Genomic DNA, 17781 nt, shown 5'->3' on the forward strand with positions numbered 1-17781 from the left:
CCCGCCTGATGGCGGGCCGGCGCCACTCCCTGCCCCAGTCCGTCTATCCAATCAAGCGCGCGATCCGATCCCACAGACCGAATGAGGCCAAATCGTTGAAAGTCACGACCAGCATGAGCGTGACCACGACCACGAAACCAAAACGAAAAGCCCATTCCTGTGCCTGAGGGGGCGCAGGCCGCCGCCGGATCGCTTCATAGGCGTAAAAGAGCAGATGTCCGCCATCAAGCATGGGCAATGGCAAGAGGTTTATGAACCCCAGATTGATGGAAATCAGCGCCGCGAGGAAGATCAGCGACGCCGCTCCCAGGCTTGCCGCTTCGCCCGACACCTTGGCGATCTTTACCGGCCCGCTCAGATCTTTGACCGAACGATTGCCGGTAAGCAATTGACCCAGAACCTCAAAAGTCTGACGAATTATCTGCCACGTCTGGCGCATCGCGATGACGGGCGCCTCCAGCAACGACGCGCGCTCAAATTCCACCGCGCCCGCCTGAATACCGATCACGCCGCGCTCGAATTTATTGCCGAATTGATCGGCATCGCTCACCAGCTTCGGCGTTAAGCGCAGCGTCTCCGTCGCGCCGCCCCGCTCGATCCTGACCTCCATCGATTCGCCGGGACGATGCGCAACCGCCATGGGAATATCGGTGAAGACTTTCATCTCGCGCCCATCGACCGCGACAATCCGGTCGCCGGGGCGAATCCCCGCCGCTTCGGCTGCCGACCCCTCCATCACCGCGCCCGCAACCGGCGGCGTGGTCGGCGTGCCGCTGATCCAGGCAAAGCCGGCAAGGATCAGGATGGCGAACAGAAAATTGGTGATCGGCCCCGCCGCGACAATGGCCGCGCGCTTCCACACCGGCTGGGCCGGGAAGCTATGCGCCCGTTCGGCGGCAGGCTGGTCGCGCCACCCCGCGTCAGGCTGGCTGACGGCGTCGCGATCGCCAGCGAACTGGACATAGCCGCCGAGCGGCAACCAGCCGATCTTCCACTCCGTACCGCGCTTGTCGGTCCAGCCGAGAATGCGCCGTCCAAAGCCGATGGAAAAAGTGTCCGCCTTCACCCCGCACCAGCGCCCGACGATATAATGGCCATATTCATGGACAAAGACAAGCGGGCCGAGAACCAGCAGAAAGGCGAGGATAGTCAGGCCAAGGCCGGGCGCTTCAAGCATGTTCATATTGGTCCACAAATTGCTGCGCGGCGGCGCGCGATGCGGCGTCAACGCTGAATATGTCCTGAAGCGTCTGCGGCACAGCAGGCACTTCGGCGTCCATTACCCGCTTTACCAGATCGACAATCGCCGGAAAAGCGATGCGCCCTTTCAGAAAAGCCGCCACCGCCACTTCATTTGCGGCATTGAGTTGCGCGGGCCGCGCTCCCCCTTCGGCCACCGCCGCACGGCAAAGCGCGGTAGCCGGAAAACGCGCCTCGTCGGGCGCGGCAAAATCCAGCCGCCCGATTTGTGCCAGGTCAAGCGGCATGCAGGGCGTCGCCATACGCTCGGGCCAGGCGAGCGCGCTGGCGATGGGAATCCGCATGTCAGGGGAACCAAGCTGCGCCAGGGTCGAACAATCGACATATTCGACCAGGCTGTGGATCACCGATTGCGGATGCACCAATATTTCCAGCCGGTCGAGGCCGACGGGGAACAGGTGATGCGCCTCGATCAGTTCGAGCCCCTTGTTCATCATCGTGGCCGAATCGACGCTGATCTTTGCGCCCATCGACCAATTGGGATGCGCCACCGCCTGCGCCGGGGTCACCCGCGCCATCTCCTCGGCACTCATCGTGCGAAAGGGGCCGCCGCTCGCTGTCAGGATGATGCGCCGCACCTGGTCAATCCGTCCGCCGGCAAGGCATTGGAAAATGGCATTATGCTCGCTGTCCACCGGCAGGATGGTCGCGCCCGACAGGCGCGCCGCAGCCATCATCAGGGCGCCCGCCGAAACCAGCGCTTCCTTGTTCGCCAGCGCGACATCATAGCCCGCGGCAAGCGCCGCCATGGTTGGCGCCAGTCCAGCGGTGCCAACAATGGCGGCCATCACCAGATCGGTGGGCCGTTCCGCCGCTGCAACCAGCGCATCGCTTCCGGCCGCGGCCTCGATCCCCGTTCCGGCGAGCGCTTCTTTCAGGGCATCATAATGGCGCGGATCGGCAATCACCGCCACGTCAGGGCGAAATTCGCGCGCGAGCCGGGCCAGCTCCGCGACATCGCTATGCGCGGTCAACACCGTTACGCGCCAGGCGCCGGGATCGCGCCGGACGAGGTCCAGCGTGGATTGGCCGACCGATCCGGTCGCCCCGAACAGCGACAGGCGGCGCGTCATCTCAGCCCACCGCCCGGACGGCAATATGGCCCGTCAAGGCGAGCAGCCCAAAGATCCACGCGACCGGCAGCAAGCCATCCAGCCGGTCGAACACCCCGCCATGACCGGGAATGAGATGGCCCGAATCCTTGACGCCTGCGCGCCGCTTCATCCAGCTTTGGGCCAGATCGCCCAATTGCGCGACCAGTCCGGCGAACAGGCCGATCCACAAGGGCACACCCTGCACCCCCGCCCGGTCGCCGATGGTCGCGCTGGCGATCAGCGCAGCGACCATGCCGCCGATCAGCCCCGACCAGGTTTTGGACGGGCTGATCGAAGGGGCAAGCCGCGTGCCGCCAAAAGCGCGTCCGGCAAAATAGGCGCCGATATCGGTGGCCCAGACCATGCCGAACACCCACAGGGCTGCTGTCATCCCCAGACGCTCGCGAATATACCAAAGACCCGCCACCGCGCCGACGACCAGCACCGGCCCGAGCAGCATCAGCGCGCCGCGCGCCGCGCCCGACAGTGTCATGGCGCGCACGAGCGCAAACCATTCCACCATGACCAGCGCTGCCCCGACGAGCAGCAACAAGGCGAAGGCGAGCCCGCCGAACCAGAGTGCAACGCCCGCGATGGCAAAAAGGACAAGAGCCGATCCCGCCCGCACCAGAAGATCCGATTTCCGCGCCGCTGCCATATTATAAGCCTCCGAAACGGCGTTCACGCCGCGCAAAATGATCGAGCGCCGCTTTCAAATCAGCGGGTTTGAAATCGGGCCACAGGCAATCGGTAAAATAAAGTTCAGCATAGGCCGACTGCCACAAAAGAAAGTTCGACAGACGCACCTCGCCCGACGTGCGGATCAGCAGATCGAGCGGCGGCATATCTGCCGTATCAAGATTGGCTTCAATGGCCTCTGCGCTGATCTCACCCATGGCCGCCGCCGCGCGCGCCGCGCGCACCAGCTCATCCTGCGCGCCATAGTTGAGCGCCACTGCCAGCGTGGTGCGCTTGTTGCCCGCGGTCCGCTCCAGCGCCTTGTCGATCAGTTCGACCACATCGGGCGCGAGCGCCCGCCAGTCGCCAATCACCTTGAGCCGCACATCATTGGCGGCAAATTCATCAAGGTCGGAAAGGATGAAGCGCTTCATCAGGCCCATCAGGTCGCTGACCTCTTCTTCCGGCCTTTTCCAATTTTCCGAGGAAAAGGCGTAAAGCGTCATTGCCTCCAGCCCCATATCCCCCGCAGCGCGGACGATATTGCGCACAGCCTCAACGCCCGCGCGATGACCTGCCACGCGCGGAAGATGGCGCTTCTTCGCCCAGCGGCCATTGCCATCCATGATGATGGCGACATGGCGCGCGCCGATAGGGGTTTGGGTCATCTTCAATCCGTCATTCGGTCCAGGGCGCGACATTGTCCTGCATGAACAGCTGGCGCCTTCCCACGACCCCGCCTTGCGCCGCAAAAGCGGAGCCTCATGCGCGTCAGCCCAATATTTCCTTTTCCTTGGCGGTAGCGGCTGCATCAATATCCGCGATCACCGCATCGGTCATTTTCTGAACCTCGGTTTCGGCACGCTTGCGGTCATCTTCGCTGATTTCCTTTTTGGCCTCATCCTGCTTCAGCGCATCCATGCCATCGCGCCGGACGTTGCGAACCGCCACACGGGCCTTTTCCGCATATTGTCCGGCAAGTTTCGACAATTCCTTGCGGCGTTCCTGCGTCATTTCCGGAATGGGCAAGCGCAAGAGCTGCCCGTCAACAATCGGATTGAGGCCCAGGCCAGCCGAACGGATCGCCTTGTCCACGGGACCGACATTGGATTTGTCCCACACCTGCACGGACAGCATGCGCGGTTCAGGGACGCTCACCGAAGCCACCTGATTGAGCGGCATTTGCGCGCCATAGACCTCAACCGTAACCGGATCGAGCAGCGCTGAATTGGCGCGTCCTGTGCGCAGCCCCGCCAAGTCCTGCTTAAGCGATTCGAGTGCGCCATTCATGCGGCGCTCAAGGTCCGCCTTGTCATATTTCGCCATCTGTCTTTCCTCTCTATGCGTGACCGGCTGCGTCGCCGACGACGGTGGCAACGCCCTCGCCCGCCAGCACGCGCGCCAGATTTCCGGGTTCGCGAATGTTGAAAACAACAATCGGGATTTGATTGTCGCGGCACAAAGCCACCGCGCTCGCGTCCATCACCTTCAAATTGTCGGCAAGGACGCGGTCATAGCTCAAACTGGCATAGCGGACCGCCTGGGGGTCCTTTTTGGGGTCGGCGTTATAAACGCCGTCGACGCTCGTGCCCTTCAGCAGCGCATCGCATTTCATTTCGGCTGCGCGCAGCGCCGCGCCGCTGTCGGTGGTGAAATAGGGGGCGCCGACACCGGCGGCAAAAATCACCACCCGCCCTTTTTCCATATGGCGTTCGGCGCGGCGACGGATCACCGGCTCGCACACCTTGTCCATCTCGATCGCCGACTGCACCCGGGTCTGGACGCCCAATTGCTCCAGCGCATTCTGCATGGCGAGGGCATTCATGACGGTGGCGAGCATACCCATATAATCGGCCTGCGCCCGGTCCATGCCTTTGGCGGCACCCGCCATACCGCGAAAAATATTACCCCCGCCGATCACCAGGCAGATTTCAAGCCCGCGCTCTTTCGCTTCCTTCACCTCCGCGGCCATGCTGGCAACGGTATCGGGATCAATCCCAAAGGAATTGGGCCCCATCAGCGCCTCGCCCGATAATTTGAGAAGAATGCGTTTCAGGCCGGGCAATGCCATGTGATCAAGAACCTTGTGTCAGGGGTTTATATGCGAATGGCGCGCACCCTAGTCAGAGTGCGCGCCATTGCCAAGCGGACTGCCACGCCAAAGCGCGGCAGTCGCGCAACAAGCCTTAGCGGCCAGCCGCTGCGGCGACTTCGGCTGCGAAGTCGCTTTCTTCCTTTTCAATGCCTTCACCCAGCTGGAAGCGGATGAAGCCCTTGAGCGTGATCGTCGCGCCAACATCCTTGCCAGCGGCCGCCACGACTTCCGCAACGGGGGTCTTGCCGTCCATCACAAAGGGCTGCGACAGAAGCGCATTTTCTTTGCGGAACTTCGCAATGGCGCCGTCGACCATCTTGGCGATGATGTCGGCAGGCTTGCCCGACTGGGCGGCCTTTTCTTCGGCAATCGCCCGCTCACGCGCAACCAGTTCGGCATCAAGGTCATCACCATTGAGCGCCAGCGGGGTCGCGGCAGCAACATGCATTGCAAGCTGCTTGCCGAGCGGCTCCAGCACGTCCGCACCGGCAGTCGATTCCAGCGCAACCAGCACGCCGATCTTACCCATTCCGGGGGCGGCGGCATTATGGACATAGCCCGTGACCGCGCCCGATTCGACCGCCAATACGGCAGCACGGCGCAGCGACTGGTTTTCGCCGATGGTCGCGATATTGTTGGTCAGCTTTTCCGCAACGGTGCCGCCCGACGGATAGGCAGCAGCGCCGAGCGCCTCAATGTCCGAGATATTGCCGTCGAGCGCCACTTTGGCGACGTCGCTGACAAAAGCCTGGAACTGCTCATTCTTGGCAACAAAGTCGGTTTCGCTGTTGACTTCGACCATGGCACCGCGCGTCCCGTCGGTGGCAACACCAACCAGACCTTCAGCGGCGACGCGGCCTGCCTTTTTGGCCGCAGCCGCAAGACCCTTGGTCCGCAGCCAGTCGATCGAAGCTTCAATGTCGCCGCCATTTTCGGCGAGCGCCTTTTTGCAGTCCATCATGCCTGCGCCCGAGCGTTCGCGCAGTTCCTTGACGAGTGCGGCCGTAATTTCAGCCATGAGTGTTCCTTTCCAAAAGGGGCGGCGCCATCGGGGCCGCCGGACGCCCGCGCGCATGGCGGGGCGATAAGTCAAAGCCATGACAGGGCGGCGGCTTGATAGCGCGCCGCCCGGTCAAAAGCGCGCCTCAGGCGTCGCTCTGGCGTTCGGTTTCCGCTGCCGCTTCGGCAGGGACCTGTTCATCTTCGGTCACCGGGGCGGCTTCGGTCAGCGCGGCTTCCGCAACCGGCTCAACCGCTGCACCCAGGTCTTCGCCGCGATCCGCACGGGCCTGCTGGCCGCCACGGGTGGCCGCCTGGGCCACGGCTTCGCAGTAAAGGCGAATGGCGCGCGCCGCGTCGTCATTGGCCGGAACCGGGAAAGCAATGCCGTCGGGCGAGACGTTCGAATCGAGGATGGCGACGACGGGGATGCCAAGAACATTGGCTTCCTTGATCGCAAGCTCTTCCTTGTTCGCGTCGATCACGAACATCACGTCAGGAATGCCGCCCATGTCGCGGATGCCGCCCAGGCTGAGTTCCAGCTTGTCGCGTTCGCGCGTCTTGTTGAGCACTTCCTTTTTGGTGAGGCCCGAGGTGTCGCCCGAAAGCTGCTCTTCGAGCGTCTTGAGACGCTTGATCGAGTTCGAGATCGTCTTCCAGTTGGTGAGCATGCCGCCCAGCCAGCGGTGGTTGACGAAATGCTGGCCCGAAGCACGCGCCGCATCAGCGATCGGCCCCTGCGCCTGACGCTTGGTGCCGACGAACAGCACCTTGCCGCCCGCAGCCGAAGTCGACGCGATAAAGTCGAGCGCGCGCGCGAACAGCGGCACGGTCTGCGACAGGTCGAGGATGTGGATGCCGTTGCGCGCGCCGAAGATATACGGCTTCATGCGCGGGTTCCAACGGTGGGTCTGGTGGCCGAAGTGCGCGCCGGCCTCAATAAGATTCTGCATCGTGACGACAGGTGCCGCCATAGTCTTTCTCCTTCCGGTTGATCCTCTGGAAGGCAAGAACCTGGCTCATCCGTTCAAGAATCGCCGGGCACCGGTATGTGCGCCTTCCATGTGGAATGCGCGCGCCGTTACCGGGGTTGAACACGAAAAGCAAGAGGACAGCGACATCCCACCAATCCCCGCCGCCGCCATCGACATCTCAGTCTGTCGACAGAAAACACCATTTCACCGCAAATTATTTGAGAACAAAAAGGGAACATGGAACATTCCCCTTTAGAAATCGTCGGCACCCTGCCGCTCAGGAAAACGGGTTTCGCACAGAAATGCCGAAAGGACAAATTTGATGCTGCAGATTGCCATCGCTCTCCTTTTCACGCTTGCAGGCGGCGGGGCGGTCATGGTCATTTTAGCCATGCTCGCTTCAAATGCCGCACCCATCTGGTCCTCATTAATAGGCGAAGGGGCGTTCCCGGCTTATCGCACGCCCCAAAGCGGGCTTGCTCCCAACTCCCTGCCCCCGCGGCGCGCGCCCTCAAACCGCCGCAGCCCGCAAGCCAAGAAAGCGCTACCGGCTGCCGTACTTAATTGCGCCGCCTGACCTTTGCATAGCTGGCGACGCCAAAAGGCAGTAACGCCACATAAACAGCACAGACAACCAGCAACGTTAGCCAGGGGACGGTCATCAAGGCGGCGCCCAGCAAGCCGATGCCCGCTAACGCGAACAACCGCCAGGACCGGCGCAGACGAATGGATGACCAGCTATAGGTCGGCAAGGCGGAGATCATCAGCATCGCCACCGCCAGCGCCCATGGCATCACAATATACCATTGGCGAAACACTTCATTTCCCGTGACCAGCCAGCAGTAAATGGGCACGAAGGCTAGGCCGGCTCCGGCAGGCGCAGGAATGCCCGTCATAAAACCCGCTGATTTATGCGGCTGAAATTCCGCGTCCATGCGCGAGTTAAACCGCGCGAGGCGCAAGGCGCAGCATACCGCGAGAGCCAGTGCAGCGGTCCAGCCGAATTTCGGCGCAAATTGCAGGGACCAGAGAAACAGGACCATCGCCGGCGCCACGCCAAAGGCAATCACGTCGGACAGTGAATCCAGTTCAGCGCCGAAACGGCTTTGCGCGCGCAAAAGCCGGGCGATGCGTCCATCCATGCCGTCAAGCACGCCTGCAAAAATGATGGCGGCCAACGCCTTTTCCCATTCCTCGCCAATCGCGAAACGAACTCCGGTCAAGCCAAAGCATAGCGCCAATGCTGTAATTGCATTAGGCGCAAACGCTCGCAGCGGCATACCGCCGATACGGCGCGCTTCGTCCTGCACACGGTCTTCGCCAGACGCTCCCACTATTGAGCGACCCCGTCCATCGTCTCCGCCACGCCGATCCGCGCGATAATCGTTTCGCCCGCCAAGGCTCGCTGGCCCAGCAACACTTGCGGCGTGGTGCCGGCAGGCAGATAAACGTCGACGCGGCTCCCAAAGCGTATCAGGCCAACACGTTGCCCCGTGCTCACATCCTGCCCCATGCTAACAAAGGGGAGAATGCGCCTGGCCACCAGCCCGGCAATCTGGGTGAAGCCGATCCGCACTCCGTCCGCGCGCTCGACGACAAAATGCTGCCGCTCATTCTCCTCGCTCGCCTTGTCGAGGTCGGCATTGACGAACTTTCCGGGAATATAGGCTATTTTCCGCAAGGTCCCGGCAATCGGCGTGCGATTGATATGAACGTCAAACACACTCATAAAAATGGACACCCGCAACATCGGCCCCTCACCCAGCCCTTCCGCGCCAGCAATTTCAGGCGGCGGCGGCACTTCGGCGATCTGCGTCACCAAACCATCGGCCGGAGAGATAACCAAGTCCGGGCTCGTTGGCGTCACCCGCACCGGGTCGCGAAAAAAGGAGCAGACCCAGGCAGTCACGCCCGCCATCAGCCAGCCGACAATCTCCCAGCCCAAAAGCCAGAAACAAAGGGTGACGATCGCCGCGATCAGCGCAAATTTGCGCCCTTCGGGATGAATCGAAGGCCAGCGCCATTTAATACCGCCGCCCGGTCGATTGGATGAAATGCTATTCGACATGAGCGCCGTTATAAAGCGTGATGGGCGACTGACAATCGAATATGGCGCGTAAATGAAGGCTGGAGGCTCCCGCAGGGCCAACGGCCTTGCCCGCCCTTCCCCCGTGAACGCCAAACATGCAATAGGTCGGCGCCACCAGGGCGGTTGATCAATCGCGCCGCATTGCCTAAGGCCCGCTCAACTCAACTCCCCGCAGGAAAAGGCACGAACATGGGCAAGATCAAGGTAGTAAACCCGGTCGTCGAACTCGACGGCGATGAAATGACCCGGATCATCTGGCAATGGATCCGCGAACGCCTGATCCAACCCTATCTCGACATCGACCTTCATTATTACGACCTCGGCATCGAGGAGCGCGACCGCACCGACGACAAGATCACGGTCGATGCCGCCAATGCGATCAAAAAATATGGCGTCGGCGTCAAATGCGCCACGATCACTCCCGACGAAGCGCGGGTCGAGGAGTTCGGCCTCAAGAAAATGTGGAAGTCGCCGAACGGCACGATCCGCAACATCCTCGGCGGCGTTGTGTTCCGCGAACCCATCGTGATTAAAAATGTCCCACGGCTTGTCCCCGGCTGGACCGACCCCATCGTCGTGGGCCGTCATGCCTTTGGCGACCAGTATCGCGCGACCGACTTCCGCGTTCCCGGTCCCGGCAAGCTGCGCCTGGTGTTCGAAGGCGAAAATGGCGAAACGATCGACGAGGAAGTGTTCCAGTTCCCCTCCTCGGGCGTCGCCATGGCGATGTATAATCTCGACGATTCGATCCGCGACTTTGCGCGCGCTAGCATGAATTATGGCCTTGCGCGCCAGTGGCCGGTTTATCTGTCGACCAAGAACACGATCATGAAAGCCTATGACGGGCGCTTCAAGGACCTGTTCGAGGAAGTGTTCGAACAGGAATTCAAGGCCAAGTTCGAAGCCGCCGGCATCACCTATGAGCACCGCCTGATCGACGATATGGTCGCCTCCGCGCTCAAGTGGAGCGGCAAGTTCGTCTGGGCCTGCAAAAATTACGATGGCGACGTCCAGTCGGATACGGTCGCACAGGGCTTCGGCTCGCTCGGCCTGATGACCAGCGTGCTGATGACCCCCGATGGCCAGACGGTCGAATCCGAAGCTGCGCACGGCACCGTCACGCGCCACTATCGCATGCACCAGCAGGGTAAGGCGACGTCGACCAACCCGATCGCATCGATCTTCGCCTGGACCGGCGGACTCAAGCATCGCGGCAAGCTCGACGGCACGCCTGAAGTAACCAAATTTGCCGAAACACTGGAGCAGGTTTGCGTCAAGACGGTCGAAAGCGGCAAGATGACCAAAGACCTTGCGCTGTTGATCGGCCCCGATCAGAATTGGCTGACCACCGAAGGCTTCTTCGAAGCCATTGCCGAAAATCTAGACAAGACGATGGGTGCCTGACACCTAATTAAATCAATTTGATTGAGATTAAGCGGTAGCCAAGGCACGCGCCTCTGCCTAAGACCATCGCATGGTGATGGAAACAACGGCGGACGGTGCGAGCCTTGGTAACGCGCTTATTGTATTGGGCGCGGCAGGAATTGTAATTCCTGCCTTTGCGCGTTTTCGCATCACACCGGTGATCGGCTTCATTCTCGTGGGCCTGCTCGTCGGCCCTTCCGGCCTGGGGTCCCTCGCGGACGAATACCCCTGGCTCCAGCATGTCACCATCGAATCTGCCGACGACATCGCGCTCTTTGGCGAATTCGGGATCATCCTCCTGCTCTTCTCCATTGGGCTGGAGCTGTCCTTCCGTCGCTTGTGGCAACTGCGGCGCCTTGTTTTCGGGGTGGGCGCTGCGGAACTTCTTTTCAGCGGGCTTATCTTGGGCGGCGCCCTTTACATGCTGGGTTCGCTCTCCACGCCCGCAGCTATCGGGCTCGGTGTGGCCCTGGCGCTTTCTTCGACCGCTCTGGTTCTTCCCATAGCGGGCACCAAATCTGCGGTGGGGCGCGCTTCCTTCTCAATGCTGCTGTTCGAAGATCTGGCAATTGTCCCGATCATCTTCATTCTCGGCGCCTTTGCACCCAATCCGGCAGGGAACAACACCGAATTGCTCCTGACCACCTTATGGCAAGGCATGCTGGTGGTCGCGATTCTGGCTGTTGCCGGCTGGTTTCTGCTGCCGCGCATTTTCTCGCAGGCCGCACGCGCCAAAGACCCCGAACTTTTTCTCGCCGCAAGTCTGTTGGTGGTCATTGTAGCGGCGCTGGCGACAGCCGCGGTAGGGCTCTCCCCTATTGTTGGTGCGCTTTTGGCCGGTCTCATGATTGCCGAAACCGAATATCATGGAGAAGTCGAAGCCATTACCGCGCCCTTCAAGGGGCTGGCGCTCGGCGTTTTCCTGATCAGTGTCGGCATGGGCCTCAACCTGGAAACCATCGCCCGGCAATGGCCCTTGCTTGCAGCAGCGGTCATCGGGGTGGTGGCGATCAAAGCCACGGTTACTGCACTTTTGCTACGCTTTTCGGGCGCTCGACGCGGCACAGCCGCAGAGGTTGGTCTGCTCATGGCCAGCCCTTCTGAAACAACACTCATTGTTCTGGCCGCCGCCCTTCATGCTCAGCTCATTACGCGGAACACCGCCGAATTCTGGCAGCTGGTTACGGCGATCGGCCTTACCATCACCCCCCTCCTCGCAAGGGTGGGGCATGATATTTCCCGGCGTATTGAAATGGGGAGCGCCGATGCCGAAGAAGATGTCGACCCCAGCAATCGCACCATCATTGTCGGCTTCGGCCGCGTAGGACGCACCGTGGTCGAACTGCTCAAAAAGCACGAGCGCCCCTATATCGCACTCGACGCCGATATCGATACGGTGGCGTCGGCACGGCGCGAGGGCCTCGCCATTCGCTTTGCCGATGTCGCACGTCCCAACAGCCTCGCCAAGCTGGGGATCGAGCAAGCGGACGCCATCGTTCTCACGATGGACGACCCCGTGCAACAACTTCGCATGACACGCATGCTGCGACAGAAATATCCCGATCTCCCCATTATCTGCCGCGCCCGCGATGCCGATCACGCCGCGGAACTTTATCGTTCGGGTGCGACCGACGCCGTGCCGGAAACCCTCGAAAGCTCTTTGCAACTCGCCGAGGCGGTGCTCATCGATCTGGGCGTGCCCATGGGGCCGGTGGTCGCATCCATTCATGATATCCGGGCCAAAATGCGGCAGGATATCATGACCAAAGGCGAACTGGAGCGCGAGCCACGTATCCAGCGCGTCCGCATGGCGGGGCTGATGGACGACAAAAGATAGGCGTTAGCAGGATTGGCAGGGGTTAGCGTGTTCCGCTGCTGGCCCCTGCGCCACCCGTCACACCGCGCGACGCCTGCGATGTGTGCCCGCCCTCTCCCTCGTCCAGCGTGGCGGCTTCGGCCAAAGTCATGCCGTGCGGCAGCAAGGCGAGCGACCATCGCCGGTCATCCCGCAGATATTGGCGCGCGAGCCGTTGAATGTCCGTCGCATCAATCGCGGCCATATCCGTCTGGATCGACAAGGCATTGGCTATGATGCGGGGATCGCGCGTGGCCCCTTCGAGCAGGAACATCCAATAGACATTGCCCGTGGCAGCCCGCGCGACCTGTTCCCGAATAGGCGTGAGATTGCGGGCTAATTCGTCCGCGCTTACGGGCCGCGCCACTAGGTCAGCGGCAATCGCATCGGCAATCTCGTAAAAACGCCCTATATCTCCGGGCGCAAGCAGACTGCCGACGAGCAAATAACCGCCATTCGACCCGAAAGCCGTCGGCCAATGGCTTTCGACCACGGGTCCATAAGAGGCTCCCTGTTCGGCGCGCAGACGATCGAACAGCCGATCATTGAAAATTGCGGCAAGCACCTCCATGGCCCGCGCGTCGCGTGGATCGTCAACCCCTGCTCCGGCAGGCCACGCCGTAAGCGCCGCGGCCTGCCCGCCGTCGCCGCGATGATAGGCGATCATGGGCTGCGAATTGGGTGTTGCAAAAGCGACATTGTGGCCGCTCGGCGGGGCGAGCGCAGGCCGCGGCGGCAAAGCTCCCAATGTTTCAGCCAATATCTTGCGATAATCCACCGATTGCAGGTCACCGAATATCTGGACCTCGACCGGGCCGCTTGCAAGGCGGGGTTCCCAGAATTTCCGAAAGCTGTCGGGAGTGAGCGCTTCCATCTCGGCACGTTCGGGCGGCGCCCAGCGGCGATCCCCGCCGGTCAACCAACCCTGCAAATGGCGTTCCAGCACGGCGTTGGGCGTTGCGTCATTAAGATCATAGCCGGTCAGGAAACCGATCCGCAGCCGTTCCACAGGGGCGGCATCCCATCGCGGATGCGAGAGTTTAGCCGCCATCAGCCGAAGCTGGTCGGCAACATCCGCTGTGCTGCTCTCCGCTGAAAGCTCAAAGGCATCGTCGTCAATGGCGAACACCAGCTGAAGCTGACGGCCATTGGTGATCTGATCGATCTCATTCTGGCCCCACGGCCCTAATCCACTGGCTATCAAGGCATAATCGCCAGTCCACAGGAGATTGGGAGCATCGGCGGCCACGCTGCGCCGACCACTGCCAAAGCGCAGATTCACCCGAACCTTGCCCGGCTCCACCCGATTGTCCGATACAAGCGCGGTGACACCATTGGCAAATTCCAGCCGTTCAGCACCCAGCCCCGCGATGATCGACGCCTCAACCACCTTCCCAGCCGGCCCGGGCGAAGGAAGCTGCGAAAAATCGACGTCCGCCGCCGCCAGGCGTTCGTTGCGAATCTCAATCGGGGCATTGAGCGCGGCTCGCAGCATCGCCTCTCCACCGGGCAAGGGTTCCGGCGTGGTCAGAATAGCGCGCGTCACCGGGGCATTGAAAATCGCACGACTGACCTCCAGCATTTTTTCTGGCGTGGCAGCGAGGCGTATGTCCCGGAACAAGTCCACCTGTCCCTGGGGGCTGGTGACGACTTCATTTATGTCAACGGCCCGCACCAGGTCATCGGCCAATCGCGCGCCAGGTTCGTTACGGGCATTCTCCAATTCCTTGCGAAGAAAGGCCTCAATTTCATTCGCCTCCCGGTCAATATCGGCCTGAGAGGGCGGCGTTTCTATGGCATCGGCGATCACACCGCGCACATCGGCCAGTGCCTCGCGCCAGTCGCCTAGGGGAACGATCTGGGCCAGGGTTATATCGGCGCTTCGGCTGAGATATTCCTGGGTTATGCTCGCAACCAAATAGCTGCCACCCGTGCGCGCCCTGTTTTCCAGACGGCGATTGATGAGGGCCTGAGCAAGATATTCGAGATAAAGCCTCTGGGTATTTGCGATGGTGTCCACCCTTTTCTTCCAGGGACGGATCTTGGCCAGTGCCAGCGTGGCGGGCTGGCCGGGCTCGACCACCAGCTTTGCAACCGGCGCGTCGGGCACGGGCGCGCCAAAATCTGGCGTGGGCGCTGGCGCGCCTTCGCCGCGCCAACCGCCATAATGTTTGGCAATCAGCTGCGCGAACTCCTGCGGATCGCCGTCCCCGACCACGACGATCAACGCACGCTCCGGCCGATACCAGCGCCGATGAAAAGCCCCGACACTGGTCGCATCGGCGCTTGCCAGCGATGCGCTGGTTCCTATCGGGGATCGATCACCCAAAAGCTGCCCTGCAAAAAAATGAGCGTTCGTTGCATCAGCAATGCGCTTTTGAGGGCCACTCGATTCGCGCAATTCGGCAAGAACTACCGCCCGCTCCGCCGTCACGGCTTGCGGCGTGATACGCGGCTCCTTGATCATGCCCGCGAGCAATTTCATGCTGTCATCGAGCGAAGCGGCAGTGACGCTGGGCAGATCAAGCTGATAGACAGTTTGGGTCGGCGTCGTCTGGGCATTGGAGTCGCTGCCAAAGCTGACCCCGAAGCGCTGCCAGATGCGCTTGGCCTCCCCGTCCGGGATATGAACCGAGCTGCGGAAGCTCAGATGTTCGAGAAGATGGGCATAGCCCCGTTCATTCTCCTTTTCGAAAAGCGAGCCGACATCCATTCGCACCCGGATCGACACCTGCCCTGGCGGCACCCCATTGTTGCGGACAGCATAGCGCACGCCGTTGGGCAGCGTCCCGAAATGCCACGCTGGGTCGCGCGGGATATCGGACCCGCGATAGAGCCAGTCGGACGTGGCGCTATCTGCCGCTGCGGCGACACGCGGCTCGCGCGCTGAGGCCGACGCAGGCAAGAGCAGCCCAAGGGCTGTGACCAACGCTAATATCACGGCCGAGAGAGCGATAGGCGAGGCTGGCTTGGTAGAGCCGGGCGCGATCAAATGATTCATCACCTGTCCTTATCGCGATCCAAGCTTGCTGACCACTGAACTGCACCGCCCTTGAGGCTTTGCATAACCCGGTATAGCGAGGGGTCATGACCACAGCGCAGAAAAGAAGCGACGTGCCACATGCGGCGCTGATTCAAATGACGAGCGGAATCGACCCCCAGCGCAATCTGGCGACAATTGAGGAAGCCTTGGGCGAAGCCGCGGCCCAAGGTGCCGCTATGGCCTTCTTGCCCGAAATGTCGGTTCTGCTCGACCGGGATCGCGAACGATCAAGCCACCATATCAGCTTGGAAAGCGGCGAAGCTTGGCTCCGCGCCATGCAAGATTTTGCCCGTCGCCATGGCATATGGCTACATACTGGATCAAAGCCGCTCCTTGCCTCCGACGGAAGGCGGCGCCTCAACCGCAGCCATGTCATCGCCGCCGACGGCAGCCTCCGTGCGCATTATGATAAGATCCATATGTTCGATGTCGATCTGCCGACGGGCGAAAAATGGGTCGAATCGGCTGCGTTTCTGGGAGGGGAACAGATTTGCGTGGTCGACACGCCGCTGGGTCGGCTGGGCCTGAGCATCTGTTTCGATGTGCGCTTTCCCGAATTATATCGCCGCCTGGTGGAAGAGGGTGCTGAGTTGCTGGCGGTTCCCGCCGCCTTCACTGTCCCCACCGGAGAAGCGCATTGGCATATTCTGCTCCGCGCCCGCGCCATCGAGACGGGCTGCCATATCCTCGCCACGGCGCAGGAGGGGCAGCATGAGGATGGCCGCGCCACCTATGGACATAGCATCGCTATAAATCCTTGGGGAAGCATACTCATGGAAATCGAAGGTGGAGAAAGCGATGAGAAAGATTATCGCTTGGCGCTTGTTCCAATCGACCCCGTTGCCACCAAGAAAGCGCGCACCGCCATTCCGCTAAGTCGCTCTCGCGCTGCTCGAAACATCACGCTTTGACCAAAAGAAAAGGGCCCCGGAATATCCGGAGCCCTTCTCTAAACTATCAATCGACAGCCTATTAGGGGCTGGTCGGATTGTCGTCGTCGTTGTCCGAAGCAATCACGATACCGCCGATGATGGCAGCAAGCGCGAGAACTGCAACGATCCAACCCGAACCACCGGCCAGTTCGCTCTGACCGTCAACGGTCGAAACCGAAGGCGTAGCATCGGCTGCCGATGCTGCAACCGGAGCTGCAATCATCGAGGTTGCCGCGAGAGTGATCGCGGCCTTCTTCAGCAGGTTCATCATATTCTCCGTCCACTGGATAGCTATCTTCGAATCACACCAGAAATTTTCCCCGGTCTGCTTCTGCATCGCCTGTTTAGGCATCGCCACACCCAAATGCAACGATGATTTGCCCTAGACCAGCAATTCTTATCAAAAGGCTAAGTATCGTTAAAGTTGCAACGAACCGGGTTTTTTATCGGCGCCGAACGCTCTCCAATGGCTCGCTCGTCACCGGATAGCCAAGATGATCGGGAATATGCAGCCGCTCTTGCCCGTCCTTAATTTCAACCCAAGGCGTGATGACTTCGATGGGATATTGCGCTGAATGCACGCAAAACTGCTGAAAATCCGGCACATGGGCGAGACGTTCGAGATTGCGGCGCGTCGGAAAGATGACGGACACCTCGCCCTTGTCGGCCATGGTGAGCGCCGACTGGGCGCTTGCCCAGAAAATATCGCTATGTTCGGCCTCTTCGACGGTCAATTCATGTTGGTGCTGGGGAGCGCGAACCGCGTAGAAGCGGGTGTCGAAACTGCGCGCCTTTTTGAAATCGGGACACCAGCGCGCAAAGGGAATGAGCGAATCCAGCGCGAGCCGTGCGGAACAGCTTTCGAGAATCGTGGACAATAAGGTGCCACCGAGAAGGGCCTTGCGAACCTCGGTGCGCGCCGCGTCTCCGAGATGGGGCCAGCCTATCGGCAGGCCGGTTTCTTCCATTGTCTCTCGCAAGGCGGCGACGCGCGCCGCACCGTCAGGGTCGCCTTCGGCAAAGCCATGGCGCGAGGCGACCAGATAGTCATCGGGATCGACGCGGCCGCCCGGAAAGACCACGGCGCCCGGAGCAAAGGACATGGTCTGGGCGCGCTTTACCATCAATATTTCGTCAGGCCCGCCATCCGCCGCGGGGCGCATGATCACAAGGGTCGCGGCCGGCACGGCGCCTTCGGGAAGCTCGGAAGAAGGGGATGAGGAAGAAGACACCGAATTGTTCATTTGAATATTGGAATAGCATAAGAAAAGCCGTTGTCATCCCGACCTTGCAGTTTCGCCCCGCAAGTTCCAAAGTGACACCGCTGCACAGAGCGG

18 protein-coding genes are annotated in these 17781 nt (G+C 61.1%); 5 read left to right on the forward strand and 13 right to left on the reverse strand.

Translation table 11 applies throughout. From position 1 onward, the window contains the following. Nucleotides 1-43: 43 nt before the first annotated feature. From rseP to rpsB, 8 genes are all read right to left on the reverse strand, one after another. Entirely contained in the window at nucleotides 44-1177 is a 1134-nt protein-coding gene (rseP, locus tag JV18_RS0112890) for an RIP metalloprotease RseP (RefSeq protein WP_033075425.1), read from the reverse strand. Next, on the reverse strand, nucleotides 1170-2333 hold the full coding sequence (locus JV18_RS0112895; protein WP_033075379.1) for a 1-deoxy-D-xylulose-5-phosphate reductoisomerase: 1164 nt from the start codon (nucleotides 2331-2333) through the stop codon (nucleotides 1170-1172). The genes rseP and JV18_RS0112895 overlap by 8 nt, the downstream gene beginning before the upstream one ends. Before the next feature lies 1 nt (nucleotide 2334). Beyond that, entirely contained in the window at nucleotides 2335-3039 is a 705-nt protein-coding gene (locus tag JV18_RS0112900; RefSeq protein ID WP_327195768.1) for a phosphatidate cytidylyltransferase, read from the reverse strand. Then, entirely contained in the window at nucleotides 3014-3700 is a 687-nt protein-coding gene (uppS, locus tag JV18_RS0112905; RefSeq protein WP_033075381.1) for a polyprenyl diphosphate synthase, read from the reverse strand. The genes JV18_RS0112900 and uppS overlap by 26 nt, the downstream gene beginning before the upstream one ends. Before the next feature lie 103 nt (nucleotides 3701-3803). Further along, nucleotides 3804-4358, reverse strand: a complete 555-nt coding sequence (frr, locus tag JV18_RS0112910; protein WP_033075382.1) for a ribosome recycling factor — start codon at nucleotides 4356-4358, stop codon at nucleotides 3804-3806. A 13-nt stretch (nucleotides 4359-4371) separates the two neighbouring features. Beyond that, nucleotides 4372-5103, reverse strand: coding sequence for a UMP kinase (gene pyrH / locus JV18_RS0112915; protein WP_033075383.1), 732 nt, complete (start codon nucleotides 5101-5103; stop codon nucleotides 4372-4374). A 115-nt stretch (nucleotides 5104-5218) separates the two neighbouring features. Then, nucleotides 5219-6145: a translation elongation factor Ts gene (tsf, locus tag JV18_RS0112920; RefSeq protein ID WP_033075384.1), complete on the reverse strand. Its 927-nt coding sequence runs from the start codon at nucleotides 6143-6145 to the stop codon at nucleotides 5219-5221. Between the two features lie 127 nt (nucleotides 6146-6272). Continuing rightward, nucleotides 6273-7100: a 30S ribosomal protein S2 gene (gene rpsB, locus JV18_RS0112925; RefSeq protein WP_033075385.1), complete on the reverse strand. Its 828-nt coding sequence runs from the start codon at nucleotides 7098-7100 to the stop codon at nucleotides 6273-6275. On the opposite strand from rpsB, the gene JV18_RS15265 reads away from it, so the two are divergent. Both JV18_RS15265 and JV18_RS15075 read left to right on the forward strand, forming a co-directional pair. Then, entirely contained in the window at nucleotides 7081-7356 is a 276-nt protein-coding gene (locus tag JV18_RS15265) for a hypothetical protein (protein ID WP_144243972.1), read from the forward strand. The two genes, rpsB and JV18_RS15265, sit on opposite strands and share 20 nt — an antisense overlap. Before the next feature lie 66 nt (nucleotides 7357-7422). Next, a complete protein-coding gene (locus tag JV18_RS15075; RefSeq protein ID WP_081944852.1) occupies nucleotides 7423-7677 on the forward strand; it encodes a hypothetical protein in 255 nt (84 codons plus the stop codon). Here the strand turns inward: JV18_RS15075 and JV18_RS0112930 are convergent. Both JV18_RS0112930 and JV18_RS0112935 read right to left on the reverse strand, forming a co-directional pair. After that, complete coding sequence (locus JV18_RS0112930) at nucleotides 7661-8380, reverse strand: CDP-alcohol phosphatidyltransferase family protein (RefSeq protein WP_052072248.1); 720 nt, start codon at nucleotides 8378-8380, stop codon at nucleotides 7661-7663. The two genes, JV18_RS15075 and JV18_RS0112930, sit on opposite strands and share 17 nt — an antisense overlap. A gap of 53 nt (nucleotides 8381-8433) precedes the next feature. Further along, nucleotides 8434-9168: a phosphatidylserine decarboxylase gene (locus JV18_RS0112935; RefSeq protein ID WP_033075387.1), complete on the reverse strand. Its 735-nt coding sequence runs from the start codon at nucleotides 9166-9168 to the stop codon at nucleotides 8434-8436. A gap of 210 nt (nucleotides 9169-9378) precedes the next feature. Here JV18_RS0112935 and JV18_RS0112940 point away from each other — a divergent pair, with 210 nt between their 5' ends. Together JV18_RS0112940 and JV18_RS0112945 are read left to right on the forward strand one after the other, a co-directional pair. Further along, complete coding sequence (locus JV18_RS0112940; protein WP_033075388.1) at nucleotides 9379-10593, forward strand: NADP-dependent isocitrate dehydrogenase; 1215 nt, start codon at nucleotides 9379-9381, stop codon at nucleotides 10591-10593. A gap of 76 nt (nucleotides 10594-10669) precedes the next feature. Continuing rightward, a complete protein-coding gene (locus JV18_RS0112945) occupies nucleotides 10670-12451 on the forward strand; it encodes a cation:proton antiporter domain-containing protein (protein ID WP_033075426.1) in 1782 nt (593 codons plus the stop codon). A 22-nt stretch (nucleotides 12452-12473) separates the two neighbouring features. On the opposite strand, the gene JV18_RS0112950 is transcribed toward JV18_RS0112945, so the two are convergent. Continuing rightward, on the reverse strand, nucleotides 12474-15470 hold the full coding sequence (locus tag JV18_RS0112950; RefSeq protein WP_081944853.1) for a M16 family metallopeptidase: 2997 nt from the start codon (nucleotides 15468-15470) through the stop codon (nucleotides 12474-12476). Nucleotides 15471-15556: 86 nt separating this feature from the next. Here JV18_RS0112950 and JV18_RS0112955 point away from each other — a divergent pair, with 86 nt between their 5' ends. After that, a complete protein-coding gene (locus JV18_RS0112955) occupies nucleotides 15557-16423 on the forward strand; it encodes a carbon-nitrogen hydrolase family protein (RefSeq protein ID WP_052072237.1) in 867 nt (288 codons plus the stop codon). A 61-nt stretch (nucleotides 16424-16484) separates the two neighbouring features. Here JV18_RS0112955 and JV18_RS0112960 read toward each other — a convergent pair whose 3' ends face one another. Continuing rightward, complete coding sequence (locus tag JV18_RS0112960; RefSeq protein WP_235303453.1) at nucleotides 16485-16802, reverse strand: hypothetical protein; 318 nt, start codon at nucleotides 16800-16802, stop codon at nucleotides 16485-16487. Nucleotides 16803-16887: 85 nt separating this feature from the next. Then, on the reverse strand, nucleotides 16888-17688 hold the full coding sequence (locus JV18_RS0112965; protein WP_033075389.1) for an NUDIX hydrolase: 801 nt from the start codon (nucleotides 17686-17688) through the stop codon (nucleotides 16888-16890). Nucleotides 17689-17781 lie beyond the last annotated feature (93 nt).

This window comes from Sphingopyxis sp. MWB1 (genome assembly GCF_000763945.1).
Lineage (GTDB): Bacteria > Pseudomonadota > Alphaproteobacteria > Sphingomonadales > Sphingomonadaceae > Sphingopyxis.

What these genes read in the sequence shown, in the direction of transcription:
- JV18_RS15075 (WP_081944852.1), top strand. Translation starts at nt 7,423, where the DNA reads ATGCTGCAGATTGCCATCGCTCTCCTTTTCACGCTTGCAGGCGGCGGG.
- uppS (WP_033075381.1), bottom strand. Translation starts at nt 3,700, where the DNA reads ATGACCCAAACCCCTATCGGCGCGCGCCATGTCGCCATCATCATGGAT.
- JV18_RS0112930 (WP_052072248.1), bottom strand. Translation starts at nt 8,380, where the DNA reads ATGCCGCTGCGAGCGTTTGCGCCTAATGCAATTACAGCATTGGCGCTA.
- JV18_RS0112895 (WP_033075379.1), bottom strand. Translation starts at nt 2,333, where the DNA reads ATGACGCGCCGCCTGTCGCTGTTCGGGGCGACCGGATCGGTCGGCCAA.
- rseP (WP_033075425.1), bottom strand. Translation starts at nt 1,177, where the DNA reads ATGCTTGAAGCGCCCGGCCTTGGCCTGACTATCCTCGCCTTTCTGCTG.
- frr (WP_033075382.1), bottom strand. Translation starts at nt 4,358, where the DNA reads ATGGCGAAATATGACAAGGCGGACCTTGAGCGCCGCATGAATGGCGCA.
- tsf (WP_033075384.1), bottom strand. Translation starts at nt 6,145, where the DNA reads ATGGCTGAAATTACGGCCGCACTCGTCAAGGAACTGCGCGAACGCTCG.
- JV18_RS0112950 (WP_081944853.1), bottom strand. Translation starts at nt 15,470, where the DNA reads ATGAATCATTTGATCGCGCCCGGCTCTACCAAGCCAGCCTCGCCTATC.
- JV18_RS0112955 (WP_052072237.1), top strand. Translation starts at nt 15,557, where the DNA reads ATGACCACAGCGCAGAAAAGAAGCGACGTGCCACATGCGGCGCTGATT.
- JV18_RS0112965 (WP_033075389.1), bottom strand. Translation starts at nt 17,688, where the DNA reads ATGAACAATTCGGTGTCTTCTTCCTCATCCCCTTCTTCCGAGCTTCCC.
- JV18_RS0112945 (WP_033075426.1), top strand. Translation starts at nt 10,670, where the DNA reads ATGGAAACAACGGCGGACGGTGCGAGCCTTGGTAACGCGCTTATTGTA.
- JV18_RS0112940 (WP_033075388.1), top strand. Translation starts at nt 9,379, where the DNA reads ATGGGCAAGATCAAGGTAGTAAACCCGGTCGTCGAACTCGACGGCGAT.
- rpsB (WP_033075385.1), bottom strand. Translation starts at nt 7,100, where the DNA reads ATGGCGGCACCTGTCGTCACGATGCAGAATCTTATTGAGGCCGGCGCG.
- pyrH (WP_033075383.1), bottom strand. Translation starts at nt 5,103, where the DNA reads ATGGCATTGCCCGGCCTGAAACGCATTCTTCTCAAATTATCGGGCGAG.
- JV18_RS0112935 (WP_033075387.1), bottom strand. Translation starts at nt 9,168, where the DNA reads ATGTCGAATAGCATTTCATCCAATCGACCGGGCGGCGGTATTAAATGG.